Source organism: Pseudomonas sp. MIL19 (genome assembly GCF_028680365.1).
Taxonomy (GTDB): Bacteria; Pseudomonadota; Gammaproteobacteria; order Pseudomonadales; family Pseudomonadaceae; genus Aquipseudomonas; species Aquipseudomonas spirodelae.
On sequence record NZ_JAPPVG010000041.1, the window covers coordinates 1 to 23655 of the forward strand.

24 protein-coding genes and 1 tRNA gene are annotated in these 23655 nt (G+C 55.7%); 13 read left to right on the forward strand and 12 right to left on the reverse strand.

The annotated features are described in order from the left end of the window. Nucleotides 1–219 precede the first annotated feature (219 nt). From queE to nadA, 4 genes are all read left to right on the forward strand, one after another. Nucleotides 220–867 carry a 7-carboxy-7-deazaguanine synthase QueE gene (gene queE, locus N1078_RS17775; RefSeq protein WP_274089443.1) on the forward strand — a complete coding sequence of 216 codons (648 nt, stop codon included), beginning with the start codon at nt 220–222 and terminating at the stop codon, nt 865–867. A gap of 1 nt (nt 868) precedes the next feature. After that, the gene (queC, locus tag N1078_RS17780) at nt 869–1543 is read left to right on the forward strand and encodes a 7-cyano-7-deazaguanine synthase QueC (RefSeq protein ID WP_274089444.1); all 675 of its coding nucleotides are present in this window, start codon (nt 869–871) and stop codon (nt 1541–1543) included. Nucleotides 1544–1601: 58 nt separating this feature from the next. Continuing rightward, a tRNA-Lys gene (locus N1078_RS17785) sits at nt 1602–1677 on the forward strand. A gap of 166 nt (nt 1678–1843) precedes the next feature. Then, a complete protein-coding gene (gene nadA, locus N1078_RS17790; protein ID WP_274089445.1) occupies nt 1844–2902 on the forward strand; it encodes a quinolinate synthase NadA in 1059 nt (352 codons plus the stop codon). A 44-nt stretch (nt 2903–2946) separates the two neighbouring features. Here nadA and N1078_RS17795 read toward each other — a convergent pair whose 3' ends face one another. Further along, nucleotides 2947–4380, reverse strand: coding sequence for a M48 family metalloprotease (locus tag N1078_RS17795; RefSeq protein ID WP_274089446.1), 1434 nt, complete (start codon nt 4378–4380; stop codon nt 2947–2949). A gap of 106 nt (nt 4381–4486) precedes the next feature. On the opposite strand from N1078_RS17795, the gene N1078_RS17800 reads away from it, so the two are divergent. Together N1078_RS17800 and N1078_RS17805 are read left to right on the forward strand one after the other, a co-directional pair. Continuing rightward, nucleotides 4487–4738: a sulfurtransferase TusA family protein gene (locus tag N1078_RS17800; RefSeq protein ID WP_274089447.1), complete on the forward strand. Its 252-nt coding sequence runs from the start codon at nt 4487–4489 to the stop codon at nt 4736–4738. 66 nt (nt 4739–4804) lie between these two features. After that, on the forward strand, nt 4805–5854 hold the full coding sequence (locus N1078_RS17805) for an AI-2E family transporter (RefSeq protein WP_274089448.1): 1050 nt from the start codon (nt 4805–4807) through the stop codon (nt 5852–5854). Nucleotides 5855–5920: 66 nt separating this feature from the next. On the opposite strand, the gene N1078_RS17810 is transcribed toward N1078_RS17805, so the two are convergent. Both N1078_RS17810 and N1078_RS17815 read right to left on the reverse strand, forming a co-directional pair. Continuing rightward, entirely contained in the window at nt 5921–6394 is a 474-nt protein-coding gene (locus N1078_RS17810; RefSeq protein ID WP_274089449.1) for a peroxiredoxin, read from the reverse strand. 10 nt (nt 6395–6404) lie between these two features. Then, the gene (locus N1078_RS17815; RefSeq protein WP_274089450.1) at nt 6405–6962 is read right to left on the reverse strand and encodes a glycine cleavage system protein R; all 558 of its coding nucleotides are present in this window, start codon (nt 6960–6962) and stop codon (nt 6405–6407) included. Between the two features lie 226 nt (nt 6963–7188). Here N1078_RS17815 and dapA point away from each other — a divergent pair, with 226 nt between their 5' ends. From dapA to N1078_RS17830, 3 genes are all read left to right on the forward strand, one after another. After that, nucleotides 7189–8067, forward strand: coding sequence for a 4-hydroxy-tetrahydrodipicolinate synthase (dapA, locus tag N1078_RS17820; RefSeq protein WP_274089451.1), 879 nt, complete (start codon nt 7189–7191; stop codon nt 8065–8067). Nucleotides 8068–8084: 17 nt separating this feature from the next. Then, nucleotides 8085–9194: an outer membrane protein assembly factor BamC gene (gene bamC / locus N1078_RS17825; protein ID WP_274089452.1), complete on the forward strand. Its 1110-nt coding sequence runs from the start codon at nt 8085–8087 to the stop codon at nt 9192–9194. An 87-nt stretch (nt 9195–9281) separates the two neighbouring features. Continuing rightward, nucleotides 9282–10151 carry a phosphoribosylaminoimidazolesuccinocarboxamide synthase gene (locus tag N1078_RS17830; RefSeq protein WP_274089453.1) on the forward strand — a complete coding sequence of 290 codons (870 nt, stop codon included), beginning with the start codon at nt 9282–9284 and terminating at the stop codon, nt 10149–10151. Between the two features lie 754 nt (nt 10152–10905). Here N1078_RS17830 and N1078_RS17835 read toward each other — a convergent pair. The 4 genes from N1078_RS17835 to mreA are packed head-to-tail and all read right to left on the reverse strand — an operon-like array spanning nt 10906 to nt 13495. Next, entirely contained in the window at nt 10906–11622 is a 717-nt protein-coding gene (locus tag N1078_RS17835; RefSeq protein ID WP_274089454.1) for a TraX family protein, read from the reverse strand. After that, on the reverse strand, nt 11619–12059 hold the full coding sequence (locus N1078_RS17840) for a YqaA family protein (RefSeq protein WP_274089455.1): 441 nt from the start codon (nt 12057–12059) through the stop codon (nt 11619–11621). Before N1078_RS17840 ends, N1078_RS17835 begins: the two co-directional genes overlap by 4 nt. Nucleotides 12060–12063: 4 nt before the next feature. Continuing rightward, nucleotides 12064–13197, reverse strand: a complete 1134-nt coding sequence (locus N1078_RS17845) for a nickel/cobalt efflux transporter (RefSeq protein ID WP_274089456.1) — start codon at nt 13195–13197, stop codon at nt 12064–12066. 10 nt (nt 13198–13207) lie between these two features. Then, a complete protein-coding gene (mreA, locus tag N1078_RS17850; RefSeq protein WP_274089457.1) occupies nt 13208–13495 on the reverse strand; it encodes a metal-sensing transcriptional repressor MreA in 288 nt (95 codons plus the stop codon). A 118-nt stretch (nt 13496–13613) separates the two neighbouring features. Here mreA and N1078_RS17855 point away from each other — a divergent pair, with 118 nt between their 5' ends. Genes N1078_RS17855 through N1078_RS17865 form a run of 3 tightly spaced genes read left to right on the forward strand, consistent with a single transcriptional unit; the run spans nt 13614 to nt 15433 of the window. After that, nucleotides 13614–13973 (forward strand): hypothetical protein, encoded by a 360-nt coding sequence (locus N1078_RS17855; RefSeq protein WP_274089458.1) that lies wholly within the window; start codon nt 13614–13616, stop codon nt 13971–13973. A gap of 47 nt (nt 13974–14020) precedes the next feature. Further along, entirely contained in the window at nt 14021–14758 is a 738-nt protein-coding gene (locus tag N1078_RS17860; protein ID WP_443218121.1) for a HupE/UreJ family protein, read from the forward strand. A 12-nt stretch (nt 14759–14770) separates the two neighbouring features. Next, on the forward strand, nt 14771–15433 hold the full coding sequence (locus tag N1078_RS17865) for a transmembrane anchor protein (protein WP_274089459.1): 663 nt from the start codon (nt 14771–14773) through the stop codon (nt 15431–15433). Between the two features lie 105 nt (nt 15434–15538). On the opposite strand, the gene N1078_RS17870 is transcribed toward N1078_RS17865, so the two are convergent. From N1078_RS17870 to N1078_RS17880, 3 genes are all read right to left on the reverse strand, one after another. Then, nucleotides 15539–15943, reverse strand: a complete 405-nt coding sequence (locus N1078_RS17870; protein ID WP_274089460.1) for a MerR family transcriptional regulator — start codon at nt 15941–15943, stop codon at nt 15539–15541. 264 nt (nt 15944–16207) lie between these two features. Then, a complete protein-coding gene (locus N1078_RS17875; RefSeq protein WP_274089461.1) occupies nt 16208–17110 on the reverse strand; it encodes a GGDEF domain-containing protein in 903 nt (300 codons plus the stop codon). A 171-nt stretch (nt 17111–17281) separates the two neighbouring features. Beyond that, the gene (locus tag N1078_RS17880; protein ID WP_274089462.1) at nt 17282–19921 is read right to left on the reverse strand and encodes an EAL domain-containing protein; all 2640 of its coding nucleotides are present in this window, start codon (nt 19919–19921) and stop codon (nt 17282–17284) included. Nucleotides 19922–20370: 449 nt separating this feature from the next. Here N1078_RS17880 and N1078_RS17885 point away from each other — a divergent pair, with 449 nt between their 5' ends. Then, the gene (locus tag N1078_RS17885; protein ID WP_274089463.1) at nt 20371–21939 is read left to right on the forward strand and encodes a methyl-accepting chemotaxis protein; all 1569 of its coding nucleotides are present in this window, start codon (nt 20371–20373) and stop codon (nt 21937–21939) included. A gap of 17 nt (nt 21940–21956) precedes the next feature. Here the strand turns inward: N1078_RS17885 and N1078_RS17890 are convergent, their stop codons facing one another. Beyond that, nucleotides 21957–22331: a helix-turn-helix domain-containing protein gene (locus N1078_RS17890; protein ID WP_274089464.1), complete on the reverse strand. Its 375-nt coding sequence runs from the start codon at nt 22329–22331 to the stop codon at nt 21957–21959. Continuing rightward, nucleotides 22328–23548: a HipA domain-containing protein gene (locus N1078_RS17895; RefSeq protein ID WP_274089465.1), complete on the reverse strand. Its 1221-nt coding sequence runs from the start codon at nt 23546–23548 to the stop codon at nt 22328–22330. Before N1078_RS17895 ends, N1078_RS17890 begins: the two co-directional genes overlap by 4 nt. Nucleotides 23549–23655: the final 107 nt, after the last annotated feature.

Genomic DNA, 23655 nt, shown 5'->3' on the forward strand with positions numbered 1-23655 from the left:
GCCTGAACCGCCGTGTACGGAACCGTACGCACGGTGGTGTGGGAGGACGGCGGCCGTGAGGCCGCCTCCTACCCGATGCCTGTAAACCTGGCGACCACCCTCCGAGCCGTTGCTGCGCGTCGTTAAAAATTTCTCCTGGAATTTTTTTCATATACAATCCGCGCCCCTTTCCCGCAACGGAGGCGGACAGCCTGTTTAGCTGTTACGCCCGTGGCTGATATGCAAGATACCCTGCGCATTACCGAGATTTTCTACTCGCTGCAGGGCGAGACGCGCACCGCCGGCTTGCCGACTGTGTTCGTTCGCCTGACCGGCTGTCCTTTACGTTGCCAATACTGCGACACCGCCTATGCCTTCAGTGGCGGCGAAATGATGTCGCTGGATGCCATTGTCGAGCAGGTCGCCGGCTACAAGCCGCGCTATATCTGTGTGACGGGTGGCGAGCCATTGGCGCAACCCAACTGCATTGCGCTGCTCAAGCGTCTGTGTGATGCCGGCTTTGAGGTGTCGCTGGAGACCAGTGGTGCACTCGATGTGTCGGCGGTTGATTCGCGGGTGAGTAAGGTCCTCGACCTGAAAACCCCAGGGTCGGCTGAGGTGGCGCGTAACCGCTACGAGAATATCGACCTTCTAACGCCCAATGATCAGGTCAAGTTCGTTATCTGCTCGCGTGAGGACTATGACTGGGCGGTGAGTAAGTTGATCCAGTACCGCCTGGCTGAGCGTGTGAGCGAGGTGCTGATGTCGCCGAGTCATCATGAGTTGGAGGCGCGTGCGTTGGCTGAGTGGATCATTGCCGACAACTTGCCTGTGCGCTTGCAGATGCAGTTACACAAGATTCTCTGGAATGATGAGCCGGGACATTGATATGAGCGAGAAGAAAGCGGTAATCCTGCTGTCTGGCGGCCTGGACTCGGCCACCGTGGTGGCGCTGGCCAAGGCCGATGGCTACAGCTGTTACACCATGAGTTTCGATTACGGCCAGCGCCACCGCTCCGAATTGCAGGCGGCTGAGCAGGTGGCTCGGCAGCTGGGAGTAGTCGAGCACAAGGTGATCGGTCTTAATCTCAATGGTATGGGTGGCTCGGCCCTAACTGACGCCAGCATCGATGTGCCTGAAGGTCTGAGTGAAGGGATTCCGGTGACTTACGTGCCTGCGCGCAATACCGTGTTCCTTTCCCTCGCTCTGGGGTGGGCCGAGGTGCTGGGTGCGCGGGATATTTTCATCGGCGTGAATGCCGTAGACTACTCGGGCTATCCGGACTGTCGCCCGGAATTTATCGAGTCCTTTGAGCGCATGGCCAATCTGGCTACCAAGGCAGGTGTGGAGGGGCAGGGTTTTCGCATTCAGGCTCCGCTGCAGAATATGAGCAAAGCTGAAATCGCCCAGGCGGGTGTTCGGCTTGGGGTTGACTATGCGCTGACAGTTTCCTGTTACCAGGCTGATGAGCAAGGGCGTGCATGTGGTAAGTGCGACAGTTGCCGTCTGCGTGCGGCTGGCTTTGTCGCCGCAGGAATCGTTGACCCTACCCGTTATTTCTAAAATATTTTCTGCAAGGTGTTGAATTCCTGAATTAAATCAGTATTATACGCCTCGCGTCGGGTCGTTAGCTCAGTTGGTAGAGCAGTTGGCTTTTAACCAATTGGTCGTAGGTTCGAATCCCACACGACCCACCATATTTCCTTCTTCGGAAGGGCAAGAAAGCCTGAAAGTTCTGATTAAAGGAATTTTCAGGCTTTTTTTTATCTGTAATTTTTATCTCGATTACCCCACCTGCGCTGCCAGCAAACTGACGGGTATACTCGAGTTCCGCGCTGATAGACCTTCACAGGGCCTGATGACATGACGCAGATTTCCGAACGCCTATTGGTGCAAGCTCACCTCGACGCTAAGCAGCCCAAGCCGCTGACGCCCGAGCAGGAGGCTTTTTACCGTGCCGAAATCGCTGCTGAGCTAAAAAAGCAGAACGCCGTATTGGTGGCGCACTATTACTGTGATCCGGTGCTGCAGGCTCTGGCTGAGGAAACCGGTGGCTGTGTTTCTGACTCGCTAGAAATGGCCCGCTTCGGCAATCAGCATGCGGCGCAGACGGTGCTCGTGGCTGGCGTCAAATTCATGGGCGAGACGGCGAAAATCCTCAACCCAGAAAAGCGCGTGCTGATGCCGACGTTGGAGGCGACCTGCTCGCTTGATTTGGGTTGTCCGGTTGAAGAGTTCTCGGCGTTTTGCGATCAGCACCCGCAGCGCACCGTGGTGGTGTATGCCAATACCTCGGCGGCGGTGAAGGCGCGTGCCGACTGGGTGGTGACCTCCAGTTGTGCCGTGGAGATTGTTGAGCACCTGATGGATAACGGCGAGAGCATTCTCTGGGCGCCCGATCAGCATCTGGGGCGTTACATCCAGAACAAGACCGGCGCCGATATGCTGCTGTGGGATGGTGCTTGCATCGTCCATGAGGAGTTCAAGGCCAAGCAGCTGGAAGACATGAAGGCGCTGTACCCGGACGCCGCTGTTCTGGTTCACCCGGAGTCGCCAACGGCCGTGATTGATCTGGCCGATGCGGTGGGCTCCACCAGTCAGTTGATTGCCGCCGCACAAGCTTTGCCGAACAAGACCTTTATCGTCGCCACCGACGCTGGCATCTTCTACAAGATGCAGCAGCTGTGCCCCGACAAGGAATTTGTGGCCGCGCCGACTGCTGGTAACGGTGCAGCTTGTCGCAGCTGTGCACATTGCCCGTGGATGGCGATGAATACCCTGCAACGCACCCTGGCGTGCTTGCGTGAGGGCAGCAACGAGATATTCGTCGACCCGGCGCTGATCCCTAAAGCGATCAAGCCGCTCAAACGTATGCTGGACTTTACCCAGGCCGCGCGGCTCAAATTAAGCGGCAATGCTTAAACAGCCAGTATAAAAAAGCCCGGTATTCGTCGGGCTTTTTCTGTCTAGCGCAGCATCTGTTCGATGATGCGCTGCTCTTCTATCAGCTCACGTTGCCTGGCATCGATACGTGATGCCAATTGGAAGTTGTTACTGGCGCGGCGCTTGGCGAAGTCGAGTTGTTCCAGTGCCTGTTTGTAGTCGCCGACTAAGGCGAAAAACTCCCCGCGCGCTTGGTGCAGGCCGATGGTGTTGCCGCTTAGGCCGCGTACTTCTGCGACTTGGTACCACACGTCAGGATCTTTACCGCGACTTTTCAGCATCTCATCCAGGGCGCGCTCCGCCTCTTGGGTGCGTACCTGTTTCATCAGCAGATCGATATGCGCCTGATTGACGGGGTAGTTACTCGGGTAGAGGGTCAGTAACCGGGTGATTCGGCTTTGTGCGTCAGCAAGGCGGTTGCTTGCCATGTCCAGCTCAACCTGTGCCAGGTTGTAGGTCACATCGTTGGGCGAGATTTTAAGCAGCGGTTGCAGGGATTCGCGCGCCTGTTTGTATTGGCCGCTTTTCAATTGCGCAATCGCCAAGCCGTAGCGAGCGGCCTCCATGTTCGGGTTTTCATCCAGCATGCTGCGAAAGCGCTTGGCAGCGATTCCCGGTGTTTCTTCGTAGATCAACTGCACGCGCGCGCGCATCAGCTGGTAGCGCACGCTGTCGGTGGCGCCTGTGGCGGTGTACTGCTCGGCGCGGTTGCGGGTATCGGCAATGCGTGATTCTGACACCGGGTGGGTCAGGAGGAACTCCGGCGGCTTGCGGTCGTAGCGATACTGGCGCATTAAGCGCTCGAACATGCTGGGCATAGCGCGGGGGTCGAAGCCGGCTTTCTCCAGGTTGACCAGGCCGATGCGGTCGGCCTCCTGTTCGTTCTGGCGGGAGAAGCGCCGCTGCTCTTGAAGCGCCGCCGCCTGGGTCGTGGCGATTGCCGCGATGCCCAGGTCGCCGGCACCCGCGGCGGCAGCGACAATCCCGGCCAGCAGTCCGGCCATCACCGGGATCTGCATGCGTTGCTGAGCCTCAAGGCCTCGCGCGAAGTGGCGCTGCGACAAGTGCGCCAGTTCGTGGGCCATGACTGAGGCGTATTCGGCTTCGGTCTGGGCATATAAGAACAAGCCGCCATTGACCCCGACAATTCCACCGGGAGCCGCAAAGGCGTTGATCTGCGGGCTGTTGAGCAGGACGAACTCCAGGCGCCGATCTTGCAATTGGCTAGTTTCGCTCAATCGATACACGCTGGTCTCGACGAAGTCCTTGAGTTGCGGGTCATCCAGTTGGCTGACCTGGCCGCGTACCAGGCTCAGCCAGGCGCGACCTAGCTGATGCTCTTGCTGCGGTGAGACGATAGCCGAGCTGGCATCGCCAAGGGAGGGCAGATTGTTGGCCATGCCGGGGGTTGTCAGCAGGCAGGCGAGCGTCAATAAGGTCGGGCGCAGAAGGCTCATGCACAAAGCTCGTGTCGTACAAAGCCGTTACTGTAGCTGTCTGGCAGCGGTGCTGGCCAGGGTTGTGCGGTCTTGGTTATCCTTGCGGCCCTCTCGGAGTAGATAAATGACTGATATGCAATGGCGCGCCGAAGACTTCGACGCGCAACTGGACGCTTGTGGGCTCAATTGTCCGCTGCCTTTACTCAAGGCCAAGCTGGAACTCAATCGCCTCGTCAGTGGCCAGGTGCTGATGGTTGAGGCCACTGATGCTGGCTCGCAGCGCGACTTCCGTGCCTTCGCCAGCCTAGCGGGGCATGGTTTATTGCGTGAAGAGGTTGATGGCGGCGTTTATCGCTATTGGTTGCGTAAGGCCTAGCACGGTTGCAGTAAGTTTTGATTATGAGGCGGCACACATAGGGTGTCCCCCAGGTAAGGAGTCACAATGCTCAAGGTGTTTCAGGATTGGTTGCATCGCTATTTCTCTGATGAGCAGGCGGTGGTGTTGGCATTGCTGCTGATCGTCGGCTTTGCTGCCATTCTGACGCTGGGCGGCATGCTTGCACCGGTATTGACCGGTCTGGTGCTGGCGTTTTTGATGCAGGGATTGGTCAACGCGTTTGAGCGTTTGCATCTGCCGCAGGTGGCGGCGGTGTGGCTGGTATTCGCCTTGTTCATGAGCATGCTGGCTCTGTTTATGCTGGTCTTGATGCCGCTGCTTTGGCAGCAACTCAGTACGTTGTTCAATGAGCTGCCGCGCATGCTCGGTGAATGGCAGTCGCTGTTTCTATTATTGCCGGAGCGCTACCCGACGCTGATCACTGATGCGCAGGTGCTGCAGCTGATTGAGGGCGTGCGCGGCGAGGCGGGCAAGTTCGGCCAGTGGGCATTATCGTTTTCCCTGTCCAGCCTGCCGATGCTGGTCAGCATCATGATCTATCTGGTGCTAGTACCGATCCTGGTGTTCTTTTTCCTAAAGGATCGCGAGCTGATTGGGGCATGGTTTCGCGGCTATTTACCGCGTGAGCGATCGCTTATCACCCTGGTTGCGCAGGAGATGAACAAGCAGATTGCCAACTACATCCGTGGCAAGGTCATCGAGATCATCATCTGTGGCGTGGTCACCTATGTGGCGTTCGCTTACTTGGGGCTTAACTACGCGGCGTTGCTGGCATTATTTGTCGGTTTGTCAGTGGTGGTGCCGTACATCGGCGCGGTAGTCGTGACGGTGCCGGTGGCGCTGATTGGGTTGTTTCAGTGGGGCTTTGGTGACCAGTTCATTTACCTGATGGTGGTCTACGGCATCATTCAGGCACTGGATGGCAATGTTCTGGTGCCGCTGCTGTTCTCCGAGGCGGTCAACCTGCACCCGGTCGCCATCATTTGCGCGGTGTTGCTGTTTGGCGGCATGTGGGGCTTCTGGGGGGTGTTCTTTGCCATTCCATTGGCCACACTGTTCAAGGCGGTGATCGACGCTTGGCCGCGCAGCGAGTAGGTCACGCCCTAGTCTGCGGGCAATAAAAAGCCGGTCAATGGACCGGCTTTTTATTGCGTGTGCTGCTTAGGCTTTATTCAAGGCCTGGGCGGCGGCCAGAACGGCATCGACGTGCCCAGGTACTTTGACGCCTCGCCATTCCTGGCGCAGCACGCCGTCTTTGTCGATCAGAAAAGTGCTGCGGTCTACGCCGAGGTATTCCTTGCCGTAGAGCTTCTTCAGCTTTATTACATCGAATAGCTGGCAAATAGCTTCATCCTTGTCGGAGATCAGCTCGAAAGGAAACTGCTGTTTGCTCTTAAAGTTCTCGTGGGACTTCATCCCGTCGCGGGATACACCTAATACCATGGTGTTGGCTGCCTGAAACGCCGGGTAGTGATCACGAAAGCCCTGGCCTTCGGTGGTGCAGCCAGGCGTGCTGTCTTTTGGGTAGAAATAGATCACTACCTGCTGGCCCTTGAGTGCGGACAGCTCAATGGTTTGGCCACTGGTGGCCTGCGCCTGGAAGTCGGCAACTGGTGTGTCAATTGCTACGGCCATAACGTGCTCCTTACGGGGTTTGTGGGCGCCAGGGTTCTATCAGTGCGTCCAGGTTCAAGGCGTCGGCGAAATCGAGGAATTGATCGCGCAACCAGCTGATCTGCGTACCCGCGGGCAGGGTTACGGTCAGGGTGGCGTTGAGCATGGTGCCGCCGGTCTGCGGTGCTTGGTAGGTGTCGCAGGTCAGGTTCTCCAGCTCAACGTGGTGGTCGAGAAAGAACTGGCACAGCTCGTTGAGGATATCCGGGCGATAAGCCGAGCTGACGTAAGCGACATAAGGCAGTGCTTGCGGGCGGGTTTCCGACGCGGCGCTGCGAATCACGTTGACCGTGAAGCTGTGTTTCTTCGCCAGTGCTGGCAGGCTGGACTCAAGGCGAGCGAGGGCATCCCAGCTGCCGGATATCTGGAGCACCAGTGCGCTGTAATCACCATGCCGGCTAAGGCGAGTGCTGACCACGGCGCAACGATTTTCGTGGCTGGTACGGCAGAGCACATTGGTCAGCTCCATGGCGTTGGGGCCGAGGGCGCTGATAAGCAGGAATTGTTCGCGAACTGGGGGGGTGGACATGCAGCCTTCCTAAACAATAGAACGATCAGTCTGCGTGTGCAGGGCTGATCAAAGCACGAAGGGTAGCGAAAAGCACCGCTTAAAGGAATGCCAGTGGGCTAGGCGGCTGAGGAATGTGCTACCTGAACGATATTAATTGTATGTGCGTGGCCACAGTAGTTCGCCTTGTGCAAGGCAGGTGGCCCCAGTACCATTACGGCTCACTTTTTCCGGCAGGAGCAGTTGCATGATTGCGGGCAGTATGGTGGCACTGGTTACGCCCATGGATGCGCAGGGTGGTCTTGATTGGGACAGCCTGAGCAAACTGGTGGATTTCCACCTGCAGGAGGGCACCAACGCCATCGTCGCGGTCGGCACTACGGGTGAGTCCTGCACGCTTGACGTGGGCGAGCACATTGAAGTGATCCGTCGCGTGGTCGATCAAGTCGCTGGCCGTATTCCGGTGATCGCCGGCACCGGTGGCAACTCCACCCGTGAGTCGGTCGAACTGACCCGTGCGGCTAAAGAGGTTGGTGCTGATGCCTGCCTATTAGTCACGCCGTATTACAACAAGCCGACCCAGGAAGGCTTGTATCTGCACTTCCGCCATATTGCCGAGTCGGTCGCCATCCCGCAGATTCTCTACAACGTGCCGGGCCGTACGGTCTGCGACATGCTGCCAGAGACAGTCGAGCGTCTGTCCAAGATCGATAACATCATCGGCATCAAGGAAGCCACCGGTGATCTGCAGCGTGCTCAAGAAGTACTGGAGCGTGTTAGTAAGGACTTCCTCGTTTACTCCGGTGACGATCCCACCGCTGTTGAGCTGATGCTGATGGGTGGCAAGGGCAATATTTCCGTTACTGCCAACGTTGCTCCGCGCGCGATGAGCGACCTGTGCGCTGCTGCCATGCGCGGTGAAGCGGCTATTGCCCGCGCTATTAACGACCGCTTGATGCCGCTGCATAAGTCGTTGTTTATCGAATCCAACCCGATCCCGGTGAAGTGGGCTCTGCATGAAATGGGTCTGATGCCGGACGGTATCCGTCTGCCACTGACCTGGCTCAGTCCGCGTTGTCATGAACCGCTGCGTCAGGCCATGCGCCAGTCCGGCGTATTGGTTTAATTGAGGAATTACGACGCATGAAGCGACTCACCGGACTCTCTGCACTGGCCCTGATTATTACTGGTACTAGTGGCTGTGGTTGGATCTATGGCGAAAACGGTTATTTCCGTGACCGCGGTAGTGACTACCTCGACGCCCGCCAAACGGCCACCATGCAAATCCCGTCAAATGTTGACGCTAAGCGTATTGATCCACTGCTGCCCGTACCGCAGCAGGTAGCCACTACTACGGATAAAGGCGAGTTCACCGTGCCGCGCCCGCAGTCACTGACAGTGGCAGGCGATGCCAGTGAATTCAGCCTGCAAAAGAGCGGCGACTCGCGCTGGGTAGTTGCGCAGCGTGTGCCGGCTGAGGTTTGGCCAGTGGCGCGTCAGTTCTTTACTGATAACGGCTTCCAGATTGCTGAAGAACGTCCGCAAACCGGTGAGTTCAGCACCGCTTGGCAGCCTGTTGATGCCTTGCCTGATGCTATGGCACGTCGCATGAGTAGCGGTGTTTCTCCAGATGCTGAAACCCGTATCCGCGTTCGCATTGAGCCCGGCGTACAGCGCAACACCAGTGAAGTCTTCGTGGTCAGTGCCGAGCGTCCAGCTGGCAGCACGGCAGATGTTGCCTTCACAAATCGCAGCAGCAATCCAGGTCTCGATGCTGCGCTGCTCGATGAGATGCTCGTAAGTTTGGCGCGTAGCGCCGAGCAGGGCGGGTCGGTCTCCCTGTTGGCTGCGCGCGATTATGACGCCCCAAATCGTGTCAGCCTGTCGGAAGATGGCAATGGCAACCCGGTACTAAGCCTGGGCGCTGATTTTGACCGTGCTTGGTCGGGTGTTGGTCGCTCTCTGGAAATGGCTGATGTGCGTATCGACGATATCAACCGCAGTCTGGGTGTGTACTACATCAACCTGGCTGAGCGTGCGCAGAAGCCAGATGAGCAGCCAGGCTTCTTCGGTAAGGTGTTCGGCAGTGCGCCCAGCAAGGAAGAAATTGACGCCCGTGCCGAGCGCTATCAGGTTCGCCTGACAGCCGTAGGCGATAGCGTGCAGGTCTCCGTAGAAAAAGACCTCAACACCATTGCTCCGAGCGATGTGGCGCGTAAGGTGCTTGACCTGATTCAGGAAAACCTTGGCTGACAGCAGGCAACTGCTGCACCGGCATTATCAATAGGCGAAACCCGGCGGGTTTCGCCTGTTTTGTTTACTAAAGACGGAAATTCCGACATGAGCACAGCCACCACCCTGAGCCTGAAGAAAATCTACTCCGGCAAAGTCCGTGATCTTTACGAAATCGACGACAAACGCATGTTGATGGTCGCCACTGACCGTCTTTCTGCATTCGACGTGATTCTCAATGAGCCGATTCCGGAAAAGGGCAAGATTCTAACGTCCATCTCCAATTTCTGGTTCGACAAGTTGGCGGCCCTGGTGCCCAACCATTTCACCGGCGACAAGGTTGAAGATGTTGTATCAGCCGCAGAGTTGCCGCTGGTAGAAGGTCGTGCTGTGGTGGCAAAACGCCTCAAACCCGTTGCTGTAGAAGCCATTGTGCGTGGCTATATCGTTGGTTCTGGTTGGAAGGAGTACCAGAAGAGCGGCACCGTCTGCGGTATCCAATTACCCGCAGGGCTTAAGGAGGCAGCTAAACTCCCTCAGCCGATCTTTACCCCTTCTACCAAAGCTGCTGTGGGCGATCACGATGAGAACATTTCCTTCGCTCAGTGCGAAGCGATCATCGGTGCAGAGCTAGCCGCAAAAGTGCGTGACACCTCCATTGCCCTGTACAGCGCTGCAGTCGAATACGCAGCCACGCGCGGCATCATTATTGCTGATACCAAGTTCGAGTTTGGTTTAGACGAAAATGGCACGCTGACTCTCATGGATGAGGCCCTGACCCCTGACTCCAGCCGCTTCTGGCCGGCTGACAGTTATGAAGAAGGCAAGAATCCACCGAGCTTTGATAAGCAGTTTGTGCGTGACTGGCTGGAATCCACTGGCTGGAATAAAGAGCCGCCAGCCCCTGCAGTGCCTGCGGACATCGCTCAAAAGACTGCGGATAAATACCGCGAAGCACTGACGCGACTGACTGCATAGTCGGTTGTGTTTGAGGGGTATCAAGTTGGTTTATACCCATCAGGCGCCTAGTTAAAGCTGTGCGATTCACGAGAAGGTGGTTTTGAACGCCTGATCCATTCTCCCGAGTCTGGCTGTACCGCGTTACCTTGAGGTAACGTGGTGCGCTGACTGAGCGGGGTCGGCTGTAACTCGCTGTCTTTGGGTCATGGCTTGCGAATGGTTAGCTGTGTTTCAGCTCATCGTGACTGTGGGGTTTAAGTGGTGCGCTACAGTAGTGTGGCCTGCTTAGCCAGGCTGCTTGGGCAGTTTTACTTTCTAATGGGCAAGAAAAAGCCCCGCAGCTCATTGAGCGGCGGGGCTTTTTTGTATGGCGGGAAGATAGGGATTTGAACGCTGTCTACTGCACGCCCACACCGCCACAGGCACCTCTACAGCCCAACGAATCCGGCACCTGCTGGTTTTGGACGGTTTGCAGCGGCCTGGATTTTGCCCCCAGTTTTGCCCCCAAAATACGCGGGGCAAAAAGCATCTGTCGATCCCTAAGGAGGCGTCTTACCTCATCCTCCACAACGGCCAAACCGTCTACGGCCACGACTGCACGGAATAGACCCAGCCTATCATCAGGGCCTTACCCCCGTTACAGCCACCTAGCCAACCATTATTCTGCGAGAGGCACTCAGAGGAATACAGATACCGGCAGGAGTCGGCCAAAAGCAGCCATTAACTAGCCGTCGCAGATGCGAAGCAGCGACCAGCCGCTACTGACGGATTCTTAGCCGAGCGAGCGAATCACGTGCAGTGCGGTCAGATGCCCAGGGTAGAACCAATAGCCCCAGCGCTTGACGGGCCAGATCCTGAAGTGGCCCGGTCGATGCAGCAGCCATAGCCCAAGTAAGGGAGCGGCAAACGCAGTGACCACGATCAGCAAGGTATAGGGCTGCAATTCCCACTCCGCGATCCAACGGTTGCGGCTGTTGGCCAGCAGGCAAAGTACGGCGGGTAATAGCCACACAGGGCCGGGACGCTGAATAGCCAGTAGCAATGCTGCCGGCAGCAGAGCGCCGAAAACCCCATACATCAGGCGTTCTTGAAGCAGCACAGACACGGCTACGCCGGCCAGAGCCAGGACAAAACCGTCGCGTCCACGGTGATGCGCACCCCAGGCGATAAGCAGGCCCAGCATCAGCGAGGGCATTACATTGAGCGTGCTGCTGTCGCTGGAAAGCAGGCGATAGGGCAGCTCTGAAATCACCGAAAACACAGCCATCCAGCCCAGGTAGCGAACGTTGTCATCAGTGTACAACTCCCCGGATCGAGAACGTGCGACATTGGCTGCAATCCCCAGGCAGAACAGCGGGAACGCCAAACGACCCACGATGAACAGCCATTGGGTTTCAGGCCAGAGGTAGCGTAGGTGATCCAGCAGCATAGTCAGCATCGCCAGCCACTTGATCAGATCCAGGTTGGCGTCGCGCACCTGCTCGCTCACCCGAGCCACCCCAGCGTTACGGCAGCCAGCACCAGATAGCGGGTGGCCTTGGCCAGCGTCACGATCAACAGAAAGCTCCACAAGGGCTCGCGCAGGACGCCCGCCACCACGGTGAGTGGATCACCAATGATCGGCACCCAGCTGAGCAGCAGCGACCAGCGACCGAAGCGGTGATAAGCCTGCTGGGCCTTTTCCAGTTTGTCTTCACTGACAGGAAACCAGCGTTTGTGCCGGTAGTGCTCGATAGAGCGACCCAGCAGCCAGTTCAGCGCCGCGCCCAGCACATTGCCTGTGGTGGCCACCGCTAGCAGTGCCCAGGCCACATAGTGGTCGGTCAGCAGCAACCCAACCAGTACCGCCTCCGACTGCATGGGCAGCAGCGTGGCAGCACCTAAGGCAGCGAGGAACAGGCCGAAATAAGCGGATAAATCCCACATCAGGCTAGGCGTTCAGGCCGATCCAGCCATGGGCACCCACGTAAATCCCCACGCCGATAATCAATAGGCTGGACAGGTAAGGGGCGCGCCGCGCCACAGCGCCAAGCCAGGGCCAGCGATTGGACGCCTGGCGAGCGCCGATAGCGGCGGCAGCGCCCACGGTAACCAGGGTGATGGCCAGACCAATGCTAAAGCACAACACCAGCACGGCACCCAGCGCGACTTCCTTCACTTGCAGGCAGAGCAGCAGCACGGTAATCGCGGCTGGGCAGGGAATCAGCCCGCCCGTAAGGCCGAACATGATGATCTGGCCAGTGCTGACATTACGGTTGCTAAAGCGCTTGCGGATGTCGTTGGCATGCGCGCGCTCATGGGCGTCTTGGTAGCCCTCCAGCGACAGCTCCAGCCCGTCCAGTTCAGTGTGAGCATGGTCATGACCATGGCTGTGCTCGCGGAACTCCAAGTCATAGTCGTGGGAATGACCGGTATGCCCCAGGCTCAGCCGCGCAGTATATTCATGATGCTCGGGAATCTCGTCCACTGACTCCAGGTAGCCACCCTGGTCTACGAAGCTATACGTCTGGGCCAGTCCATCTGGGCGAGTCGTCAGCAAGCTCACTTCGGCAGCAGGCCAGGCATGGCCACTCAAGACCTTCATTCGCCAGCGTGGAGGGACTCCTTCCTCGAAGATCGTCAGCTCGATACGCCCGTGGCCGGTATCGATGCGGTGGGTTTCATCGTGGTGGTGATGCTCGTGCTGATGCTCATCACCCTCCTCGAAACGCCACATCTGCTCACCCCGCCAGGTGCGCCACAGCATCCACACGGCGATGGTGATGATGATGGCGGCGGACGCGAGCTGGAAATACGGCTCGGTGGTTTCGGCATCCAGGCCTTGACCCAGGTACATGCCGGCCATGGCCACTAGCCAAACCACGGCGGTGTGCGAGAGCGTTGCGGCAAGACCCAGCAGAATGGCCTGTTTCACCGTGCCACGAATGGCCACGATAAACGCTGCCATCATGGTTTTCGAATGCCCCGGTTCCAAGCCATGCAAGGCACCCAGCAGGATGGCGCTGGGGAAATACAACCAGGCCTGCGAGGCCCCCTGTTGCAGCAGTTCAGCGAAGCTCGACATGGGGAGAGGCCTAGAGGTACTTGGTGATTTGCTTGAAATCTTCGAGTGAGACGCGCTCACCTATCGCAAGTGCTTCGACCGTGTGTTCCAGACAGTGGTCGATATGGTCTTGGATAAGCACACGCTTGGCCTGGCAAACGGCTTTTTCCACAGCATGCAGCTGCTGAGCGATGTCAACGCAGGCCCGACTGTCTTCGATCATGGTCACGATGCCGCGCAGATGACCCTCCGCGCGCTTCAACCTTTTGATGATGTCGCCATGACTTTGGTGCTGGTGGCCGTGTTCGTGATCGCTCATGCCTTGAGTCTCATGCGTCGATGAATTACGCTCGCATGCTATCCCCCTGGGGGGGATATGGTCAAACCGACCGCCTCTCCAGAAAAGCCGACCGCTTAGGCATTCAAAGAACCACGACATGCTCAGCAAACCCATCAGCACCCAGGTGATTTTTGCCCTTACTCTCGCCATCTTGATGGCCTGGGTCGGGCATACCTCTGCGCTGTTTATGGGGGCGAGTCAGCAGACTTGGGAAGGTGGCGACACAATTCATTCGCACAACCATGATGACGAGGCACTGGCCTGTGCTGCATACGGGGATCACTGTCACTCGCCGCTGACAGCCGATCATCTGCACGAAACACCGCACCTGACCACGCTGCTCAGCATCAGCACGCAGCCAGAGCGGACGCAGCCAATAGCAGCCTCTCGTTACTCCATTCCTCCAAGCCCGATCTTCCTGATCGAGCGGCCACCGCGCGCCACATTCGTGCTCTGAAATAGGCCGCTTTGCGGCCCAAGACCCCTTTAAATTAGGACTCAACCATGCATTCGCTATTTATGGGCGTAATGGACGCATCTGTCGTGCGCCCGAATCGCTCGTTACTACTGTTGCTGCTGTTCACGGCATTGCTGTTTCTCGGCATGCCTGACGCACTGGCCCACGCTGTCGCCGAAGGCGACAAGGGCTTTATCCAAGAAAGCTCTGGGGTGATGGTGCTGCCGTTCATCTACATGGGCGCAAAGCATATGATCACCGGCTACGACCACTTGCTGTTTCTCTTCGGGGTGATCTTCTTTCTCTACCGTCTGAAGGATGTGGGGCTCTACGTCACGCTGTTCGCCGTGGGCCACACCGTGACGCTGCTGCTGGGCGTACTGGCGGAAATCAGCATCAGCTCCTATGTGATCGACGCCATCATCGGTTTCTCGGTGGTGTACAAGGCGCTGGATAACCTAGGCGCGTTCCAACGCTGGTTCGGCTATCAGCCCAATACCAAAAGGGCCACGCTGATATTCGGCTTGCTGCATGGCTTTGGTCTGGCGACCAAGATTCAGGAATACGAGATCTCGGCAGACGGCCTAATCCCTAACCTGATTGCCTTCAACGTCGGCGTCGAAATTGGCCAGCTCCTGGCCCTGAGCGCCATTTTGATTGTCATGGGCTACTGGCGACGCACCGCCAGCTTCTGGCGTCATGCCTACACCGCCAACGTCGCCATGATGAGCGCCGGTTTCCTCTTGATGGGTTACCAGCTCACCGGCCTGATTGTCTCTCAGTAAGGAATTCTCAGCATGTTCAACACCAAGCTTCCGACCCAAAGCGAATTGCCTACCAGCCGCCAATTGCTGCGCTCCACTCTGATCGCCGTAGCTGTTGCCGCTGCCTTGCTGGTCACCGTGGTGATGCCGTCCGAATACGCCATTGATCCCACGGGTGTTGGTCGCGTTCTCGGTCTGACCCAGATGGGCGAAATGAAGAAAACCCTGGCCGAAGAAGCGGCAGCGGATGCGGCAGTTCAGCCAGCTGCGGCTCCAGTCGTTCAAACTCCTGCGCCTGTTCAGCTTGTAGTTCAAGAGCCCGTTGCAGCAGTACCTGTTGCAGAGCCAGTAGCAGAACCTCAGCCCGCCCTGAAGTCCGATGAGGTGACCGTCACGCTGAAGCCGGGCGAGGCCAGTGAAATCAAGCTGGAGATGCTGGACAAGGCCACTGTCAGCTACGAGTGGACAACCAATGGTGTTCCGGTCAACCACGATACTCACGGCGAGCCCTACAACGGCCCCAAGGGCTACTACCACAGCTACAGCAAGGGTAAGCAGATCAAGAGTGATAAAGGCGAGTTCACCGCCATCTTCGACGGCACCCACGGTTGGTTCTGGCGCAACCGCAGCAACAGCAACGTGACCATCACGCTCAAGACCAAGGGCGAGTACCTGAGCGTCAAACGAGTTATCTAAGGCAAAAGCCCCTGCGTCATCAGGCGCAGGGGCTTGCATCCATTATCGTCCAGAGCTGCTGTCGACCACTTTTGTTGAGAAAGTCCCGCAGCGCTTTTTGCCAACTTAGTGACAAGACAGCGCATCGATTATTCGGCATTGCTCAATCACGCCGCCTTGGCAGCAGGCGATCAGTTTTTCCAGTTCGGCCTCCAGAGCCACGAGGTCACGGATGCGTGTCCGTACCTGATGCAGTTGTTCACCCACTTTGGCATCCACCGCAGCGCAGGAAGCATCGCGCTGATCGGCAAATCCCAGCAGTTCGCGCACATCATCCAGCGTGAAACCCAGTGAACGGGCTCGGCGGATAAACAGTAGGCGGTCGCGCTCGCTATGCGTATAAACGCGATAGCCCGAAGGCGTGCGCCCTGCCGAGGGTAGTAGGCCCAGTTGCTCGTAGTAGCGAACCGTCACCGCTTTGGTGTCTGTCGCCTTGGGCCTTAACGTGTCCGACCATGATGGTCGCGGCATAGGCGCAGGCTATCACCTAGGCCTTCCCCCCGTTCCACCTGCCACGTCAAGCCGAACCATGCGCACCAGCCTTTAGCTATCCGCTGTGCAAGGCATCGTGGGTGAATTCAGTCATTTTCTCTTGCAGACCAAAACGGATAAGCGCTTCGACTTGAAGTGTCCTGAGACATTCATGGGCGAGGTGATGCAAAGAGTCACGGATATGCGGCATGATTTCCATAAGCGCCAACACAAAGGCGATTCAACCTCGCAGACACCATTACGTCAGGCCGAAACAATCCTGTCTTTACCCATTCTTTTGGCCTTATACAGGGCACGATCCGCTCGTTGGAGTGTGTCTTCGTAAGAACGATCTTCCGGCACCATAGTTGTCACACCAATGCTCACTGTGACTATAGTTCCTTCCACTGAAAACCGGCTTAGCTCTTTTCTGAAGCGATCATGTAAACGGTTGGCGAACGGTATTGCCTGCTCACACCCAGTATTGGGCAGAGCAACCACAAACTCATCACCACCCAAGCGGCATGCGAAGTCAGTTGTCCGGAGTGCTGAACGACAAATGTTGGCCACAACCTGAATCATCTCATCCCCTACATGATGCCCCTTGGTGTCATTGACTTTTTTTAGGTTGTCCAGATCAAACAAAATTATGGAAGTCGGTACTGAATACCGTACCGATGATTCGAAGTGACGCGTCAGTTCATGCTCGAGTTTTCTCCGGTTAAAAAGGCCCGTTAGCTGATCGGTATCGCTTAGCTCCCTCAGCCTCATCTCTAGGTTGTGTCGGTGTGAAATATTACTCGCTACCCAGAGCACTACTTCCTCATCGTCCACTAAAAAACTCAAGGCTTGTATGCGCCCTTCAAACCAGATCGGTTCCTTAGGGCCTTCATCGAGTAGACCTCTTACATCCCTGTTGCTCAGTTCGTATTCCTCGATTAGCAGTTTCCTAGACTCCAGTGCCCTGGCAATCTGTTCAAGAAACCAGTTTGCCTTATCAGGCTTGATCAAATCTGCAATATATTGACCGATAAGGCCGGTACCATCGTGGTAATAGCGCGCATCACGGCCACCGAACACCGCAACGTATTTTCCACTGCGGGACAGGATAAAAGCGGGGTCAGGCAAGGCCTCAAGAATCAAGGCCATCTGTTCAAAATTGATCATGAAATACTTCTTCTGAACCGTTTAATTATTGGCAGATAGTAGGGCTCAAAGGAAAAGACACTGATTTTTCTCTGCGGCCAGGGCATTCGAGCGTCCCACCAGCGCCCTCAGCCCTATCTCGGTGCTTTAGGCTAGTTTGATTAGGGATTGAAGGAATGTTGTGGCAGATAATTAAGTTCTGACCTCAAGAGCTGAGAGAGGCATGGCCTCGAAGGCCGCCACAGCAACCGGCTTGCCAAACAGGTACCCTTGAAAGTGCTTACATCCGCTATCGCTTAGGGCATCACGCTGAGCCAAGGTCTCTACGCCCTCAGCAATGACTTCGAGATTAAGACTATGCGCCATAGCCAAGATTGCGCGGACTATAGCTAGACCGCTTGTATTCTCGGGCAAGTCACGCACAAAGGACTGGTCGATCTTCAACTGATCGAGCGGCAACTGTTGCAGATAAGCCATAGAGGAATAACCGGTGCCGAAATCGTCGATGGAAAACCGAATACCCATCTCACGGAGTGACTGCATGCGCATAACCGCCTTGTCCTTGTCAGTGAGCAACAGTGACTCAGTTATTTCGAGCTTTAGGCGCAGTGGGTTGGCGTGGGTTTCATCCAACAAATGCTTAATCAGATCGATAAAATCATCCCTGTAGAGCAGTCTGGAGCTAATGTTAACTGACAAGCTCAAGGCCGCTCGCTGCGGCTGGTTTGCCCAACGGGCAAGAAGCTTGCAGCCCTGGCGCAGGGTTGCAAGATCCATCACCTCAATAAGGTCGCTGCGTTCAGCGATCTCGATGAATACGCCGGGCCCCAAAACGCCACGCTGGGGATGCTGCCATCGCACAAGGGCCTCTGCACCTTCGAGGTGTCCATTCACCCCAGCCTGTGGCTGCAAGTAAATGACAAACTCTTCTTCGGCTAGGCCGCGACGAATATCTTCTTCGAGTTGCAGGCGCTTGCTCACCACAGCCTGCATCTGCGGGTCGTAGAAACTGAGTGCGTTCTTGCCCATGGCTTTTGAGCTGTACATGGATAAGTCCGCATGCTGCATCAACTCATCTACCGAGTGCTGAGCATCATTGAACATTACAATACCCAAGCTGGCACTATTATTGAACCGATGCCCGCTGACTAAGTAAGGCTCTCGCAACGCTTTTAATAACTTGATGCCTATGTGCTCAACCTGAGTGCCTGCCTCCTCGGCACAGGACTCCAAACCCTCCAACAGGATCACAAACTCATCACCACCAAGACGTGCCACGGTATCCTGTTCTCGAAGCGTTTCAGTAAGGCGCTTAGCCACCTGGCATAGCAACTCGTCGCCAACTTGGTGACCATAAAGGTCGTTGACGTTTTTGAAGTCATCCAGATCAAGAAAAATTAGTGCGCCATACATGCCTTTCCGGCCGCACAAGGCCATCGCCTGTTGGAGACGGTCACGCAGCAAGCGCCTATTGGGCAAATTAGTCAGTGGATCATAGAAGGCCAGATGCTGAATTTTCTGCTCGGCACTTTTGCGCTCAGTGATGTCGGTGAGGGAAGCCACGTAGTTAATGACCAAGCCCTGATCATTCCTTACGGCGCTAATTGTTAGCCACTCAGGGAACACTTCATTGTTTTTGCGGCGATTCCAGATCTCACCCTCCCAGAAGCCGTTTTCAGTGAGCGTTTTCCATAGATCTTGGTAGAACTCAGGGCCTTGATGGCCAGAGCCAAGCATGCGGGTTGGCTGTCCTATAACGTCAGTCTCGGTATAACCGGTGATACGCGAGAACGCTTTATTGACTTTGATAATCCTGGTTTGGGCATCGGTGATTATCATGCCTTGCTGAGACTCGAAGGCAATAGCAGCAACCCTTCGATCAAGATCATAAGCAATCCGATCAGTTATATCCCGTGCCATAAGCACCACTGCTCGACGGCCCTGAATAGGCGTATCTAAGCGACGCGCACGCGCTTCGAAGGTGCGATGGCCAACCTGGGTTTGCATACCATACTCGATGGTTTGTGGACTGTTACTGGCCAGAGTGCGGCTAATAAATTTCAGGAATAAATCTGCCTGGCTTGTCGGCAATACATCTTGCAGACGCTTGCCAAGTAACTCTGACGCTCTAGTAAAAAGCAGGTCATTGTCTGGTGTCTTGATCTTCAGGTAGCGCCCATCCTCATCGAGCACCAGTGATAAATCAGGCACTGCTTCAGTAATCGCACGCAAATATGCCTCGCTCTGACGCAAAGCCTCCCGGGCTTGCCTCTGTAGCTGAACATCTCTCAACAACAGACCTAGGAGCAGCGTTGCGGGTATCAGCACGGCAACCAAAGGTAGCAGTGCATGTTCAAGGAACAAGGAGAAATGGTCGACTGGCAGTAGCGCCAGATTCAATACCTGCAAGCCTTGAAGCACAACTCCGAATACCAGCAGTGAGCCAATATTAAAGGGCACCCATCCCCGCCGATGTATGTGACTAAATGTCAGACCCATTAACACCGGCATCAATATATTGAGCAGCCCAGGGACAACACCTATACCTCCCAGCCAAAGGCGAAATAAACCCGCCATACCACCTGCAATCGCGCCAACTAGTGGCCCACCGAAGAACGCGGCCATACTCAGCACTACCGTGCGGCCATCGAAAATTATCCCATCAGTCAGCACCAACGGGATTTTCATCCCAGCAATACAAACTGCGCCGAATAATAGCCCCGCGCAGACTTTACCTAGCCGCTCATACCCGTCCAGGTACCGCATGGTCATCCCATGCAGCCAGCACAGTGCGATCAGCAGGGTTATGTTCTCGATAAGGTCTATAAACATTCAATCTTCCACTGCGTAGAGCGAGGTAAACCGTTGATTTAGAAGCGTAGCGGTATCAATTTGACAGCGCACACTGACTCGCAATTGTAGGTAAAGGTAGCTCACCTAAAGCTTTGCCAGGCTAGCTCATGAGCCTTCCGTTCATTCATGGCTCCAGCCATAAAAATCTGTATTGACCTAGAATCTGCTTTTCTACACACCTGCTTCCGCAATTGGTAGAGGACGCGAAAGCCATGCCGGTATGAAGCCGGCTGAGTTAGCACGCAAGAATATGTGCCTGTTGGCTTCTGGGCCGACGTCTACATTTGCGTTAATGCTTGGATACGGCCTCATTATTTGAAAGGTGCAGCCGAATATTAAAGGAGGGGCCACACCGCATTCCGACGCAGGCCAGTGGCTGCACCACACAGATGATATCATTACGCCACTATAAAGAGGGTATATGGAAAATGCGTAAAAACCTCCCCCTAACTGGCCGCGAGCGAAGCTTTGATCAGTCGCAACGACTCATTTCAGCAACAGATGCATCGGGAAAAATCCTCTACTGTAATGATGAGTTTGAGGCAGTAAGTGGCTTTACCAGGGCAGAACTTATTGGCAGCCCACATAACATCGTCAGGCACCCAGACATGCCACCCTCTGTCTATGAGCACATGTGGCAATGCCTCAAGGCCGGAAAATGCTGGATGGGGATAGTGAAGAACCGCTGCAAAAATGGTGATCACTACTGGGTTGAAGCCTACGTTACGCCGATCAATGAGAATGGTAAGTTGATCGGGTACGAATCGGTTCGAACGAAACCGAGCCTGGAGCGCGTCAACAGAGCAAGCGCACTGTACGGCAGCATCAACGAAGGCAAGCTCAGCTCACCATCCGCAGACCATTTTAGGTCATTGCTTGGGCAACTTTTTGCCCCTATTGCCATAGGCCTTGCCGGTGCGGCTCTAATAATCGCAGTGGGCGCAAGCTTTTGGATGGCCAGCGTTCCATTTTTTAGTGCTCTAGCTGCGGGCCTTGTAGCAGTAAGACGCTTGCAGAATCGCGTTAACGCTGCGCTGGGTGAGGTGCCGGAGGCTTTCGACAGTGAACTGGCCGCCAAAGTATTCACTACAGATAAGGGCGTTACAGCCAAGCTGCGTATGGTTTTAATCAGTGAAGCAGCACGAATTCGAACCGTACTGACACGCTTGGGAGATTATGCCGAGCAGACTAGTCAGGGTGCTGCGGATGCCCAAACGCTTGCCAGTAAGACCAAGCATGCGTTGGCTGAGCAACGTGCTGAAGCCGATATGGCAGCAACAGCCATGACAGAAATGACCGCCTCGATTAACGAGGTAGCCGCCAATATCCAGCTCACAGCTGAGGAAGCACAGAGCGCCTCTAGTCTGGTGGCACAAGGGAGTGAGGTCGCTGACACAACGCTAAAAGTTATTGAAGCCTTATCCGTAACAGTGGATCAGGTCACTAGTGCAGTCGAAAGTCTTGCAACCGAAACGGACTACATCAATACCGCAGCGAGTTTGATCCAATCAATCGCTGATCAAACTAATCTACTCGCACTAAACGCTGCAATTGAGGCGGCACGGGCCGGCGAGCAAGGTCGTGGTTTTGCTGTTGTTGCTGACGAAGTACGCTCCTTGGCACAAAAAACAAGGGAGTCCACTGAGTCGATCCAGAAGATCATTACCACCTTGCGCAATAGCGCAATAAACGCAGTAGAGATAGCCCGCAAAGGTAATGAGGATGCTGAGCAAGGCGTCCAACGTGTCAGTGAAACACAGCAAGCCCTTGAAGGAATAAAGTCAGCCATGGAGCGCATAAGTGCCATGAGCCAGCAAATGGCTGCGGCAGCCGAAGAACAAGCTCACGTTGCTGAAGATATTTCACGACAGATCAACCACATTGCTGAGGCTGCTGATGAGAGCCTGGAGAATGCTTCCAAGGCTAGTGACAGGGGGCAGGAGTTAGAGAAAACCGCGTCAGACCTCCATGGCCTGACGGAGCGCTTTAATACCTAGGACAATGTTGCCAGAGGCTAAATCGGCTTGCCTGGTGAAGGGATAGATGGCTGTGCATGGACAACGTTGCGAATGCCAAAGCCAGCCTTGCTTTTCTGGGCGGCTGCGGCGTTTATATCTACTGGATTTAGGTGAGCTAGGCTGATCTTAAGGCCGAATTTCTTGAATACGGCTTCCAGGGTCGCGAGAGTCGGATTGCCGCTATCGACCTCCAACTGAGATAGAGCCCGCTTCGAAATTTTGCAAGCTGTGGCGAACCGCTCTTGGTTCACGCCCAGAAGGTTTTCACGTAGGCGCTTAACGGCACCGCCGAGCGTCAGCTTCCCCTGGGCAACCTCATCGGCCACTGTTTGAATGTAGGCCTTGCGCTCTTCAAGGGTCATCTCTTTCATATCAACCCCCATTCCTTCAGGCGAGTATCCAGATTATTGAGCGGAATGCTCTTCGCGTTACGAACGCTGTCCGGCAGGTTCACGAGTAGATCGGGTAGAGCGCGAAAGCTCTGAGCCTTGCTGCGCAGAGCATCGAAATACACATCACCGGATGCCTCGTCCGCCAAGGAGTGGCATGCCTGCCTCCAGTCCGGCGCTCCAGCCCGCTCATGCCCCCATTTTAACACCCTGGAAATTCCGTCAGGGTCGAGAACCATTGGAGCTAAATCGTAGATAGGCGCTAGCTTCAGCTTGCCGTTATCGCGAGTGATAGAGATGTTTCGTCCATGATTATCCGAGTTGCCCAGGATGCGGTTCAGTAGATCCCTAGAGATGTACTCGACGGCCAAGTCAAACAGCTCTTCACTCTGTCCTGCCATCGTCCAAATTTCACCAAGACGGCCAAGCACGAACTCATGACCCAGGTATGCGCCGTTCTCAGTAACGCCACATACAGAGTAAATCGACTCTACCGGGTAGCGAAGGATGCCCTGCACAGTTACCTCGCGATCAAAGCGGGGCATCCATAGGCTGGGTTTGTGCTCACCATCATCAATCAGCTCCAATCCTTCAGTCGAGATAGTGTTCATACCGATCTCGGTGATTGCGCAGTAATACTGGTACTCGGCTCTCAGGATGTCCTTGTCGATAGCCGCTGCTCGGTTTCTTGGGAATTTCACGAACCAGTGCCGCTTAGTCTGCTCAACGGGTAGCGTGGCCTCGGCGAACATCAGGCCGTTTTGATTTTCCGCCAGCAACAGCTTAGGTGCTTCACCGCCAGCCCCCGTCGCGCCACCGATAGCAGCACCTTGCTCGTAGGCATATTCCAGGAAATCGGTGTTGCGCTCTGCCACCTCCTTGCGGGTGAAGCCCATGGGTTCCCTTTCATCAAGGAAGGGAATCGATTGCTTGATCCGCATGTGCCCAATTGGCGATGGCGTACACCGCTCCAGGAGGAACAGATCGATGGCGATGTCATCAGGCTTTCGGTTCGCGAAGCGCTTCTTCAGCGAACGAAATGCTGCGCCGGATGGGATGATATCCAGAAGGAATGCGGGATAGCCCCGCGAGGTATTGATGTTCATGTCCAAGCGATGCACAACACTGACGGAGTTTTCGAAGAACGAGTTCTCGTACTCCATGTTGTGGAGGTAGTAACTGGTTAGGTAACCCGTCATGCAAGTGCCTTCACGAGGATTCAAGGGATCTGCGGATTCCACGCTGACTCGGACACCCATTCCACGCACATCCGGACAGTGATTCCACGCTGATCCGGACACTCATT

Bases quoted from the DNA above. Each gene is read 5' to 3' on its own strand.
- queE (WP_274089443.1), top strand. From the start codon at position 220: ATGCAAGATACCCTGCGCATTACCGAGATTTTCTACTCGCTGCAGGGC.
- queC (WP_274089444.1), top strand. From the start codon at position 869: ATGAGCGAGAAGAAAGCGGTAATCCTGCTGTCTGGCGGCCTGGACTCG.
- nadA (WP_274089445.1), top strand. From the start codon at position 1,844: ATGACGCAGATTTCCGAACGCCTATTGGTGCAAGCTCACCTCGACGCT.
- N1078_RS17795 (WP_274089446.1), bottom strand. From the start codon at position 4,380: ATGAGCCTTCTGCGCCCGACCTTATTGACGCTCGCCTGCCTGCTGACA.
- N1078_RS17800 (WP_274089447.1), top strand. From the start codon at position 4,487: ATGACTGATATGCAATGGCGCGCCGAAGACTTCGACGCGCAACTGGAC.
- N1078_RS17805 (WP_274089448.1), top strand. From the start codon at position 4,805: ATGCTCAAGGTGTTTCAGGATTGGTTGCATCGCTATTTCTCTGATGAG.
- N1078_RS17810 (WP_274089449.1), bottom strand. From the start codon at position 6,394: ATGGCCGTAGCAATTGACACACCAGTTGCCGACTTCCAGGCGCAGGCC.
- N1078_RS17815 (WP_274089450.1), bottom strand. From the start codon at position 6,962: ATGTCCACCCCCCCAGTTCGCGAACAATTCCTGCTTATCAGCGCCCTC.
- dapA (WP_274089451.1), top strand. From the start codon at position 7,189: ATGATTGCGGGCAGTATGGTGGCACTGGTTACGCCCATGGATGCGCAG.
- bamC (WP_274089452.1), top strand. From the start codon at position 8,085: ATGAAGCGACTCACCGGACTCTCTGCACTGGCCCTGATTATTACTGGT.
- N1078_RS17830 (WP_274089453.1), top strand. From the start codon at position 9,282: ATGAGCACAGCCACCACCCTGAGCCTGAAGAAAATCTACTCCGGCAAA.
- N1078_RS17840 (WP_274089455.1), bottom strand. From the start codon at position 12,059: ATGTGGGATTTATCCGCTTATTTCGGCCTGTTCCTCGCTGCCTTAGGT.
- N1078_RS17845 (WP_274089456.1), bottom strand. From the start codon at position 13,197: ATGTCGAGCTTCGCTGAACTGCTGCAACAGGGGGCCTCGCAGGCCTGG.
- mreA (WP_274089457.1), bottom strand. From the start codon at position 13,495: ATGAGCGATCACGAACACGGCCACCAGCACCAAAGTCATGGCGACATC.
- N1078_RS17855 (WP_274089458.1), top strand. From the start codon at position 13,614: ATGCTCAGCAAACCCATCAGCACCCAGGTGATTTTTGCCCTTACTCTC.
- N1078_RS17860 (WP_443218121.1), top strand. From the start codon at position 14,021: ATGCATTCGCTATTTATGGGCGTAATGGACGCATCTGTCGTGCGCCCG.
- N1078_RS17865 (WP_274089459.1), top strand. From the start codon at position 14,771: ATGTTCAACACCAAGCTTCCGACCCAAAGCGAATTGCCTACCAGCCGC.
- N1078_RS17870 (WP_274089460.1), bottom strand. From the start codon at position 15,943: ATGCCGCGACCATCATGGTCGGACACGTTAAGGCCCAAGGCGACAGAC.
- N1078_RS17875 (WP_274089461.1), bottom strand. From the start codon at position 17,110: ATGATCAATTTTGAACAGATGGCCTTGATTCTTGAGGCCTTGCCTGAC.
- N1078_RS17880 (WP_274089462.1), bottom strand. From the start codon at position 19,921: ATGTTTATAGACCTTATCGAGAACATAACCCTGCTGATCGCACTGTGC.
- N1078_RS17885 (WP_274089463.1), top strand. From the start codon at position 20,371: ATGCGTAAAAACCTCCCCCTAACTGGCCGCGAGCGAAGCTTTGATCAG.
- N1078_RS17890 (WP_274089464.1), bottom strand. From the start codon at position 22,331: ATGAAAGAGATGACCCTTGAAGAGCGCAAGGCCTACATTCAAACAGTG.
- N1078_RS17895 (WP_274089465.1), bottom strand. From the start codon at position 23,548: ATGACGGGTTACCTAACCAGTTACTACCTCCACAACATGGAGTACGAG.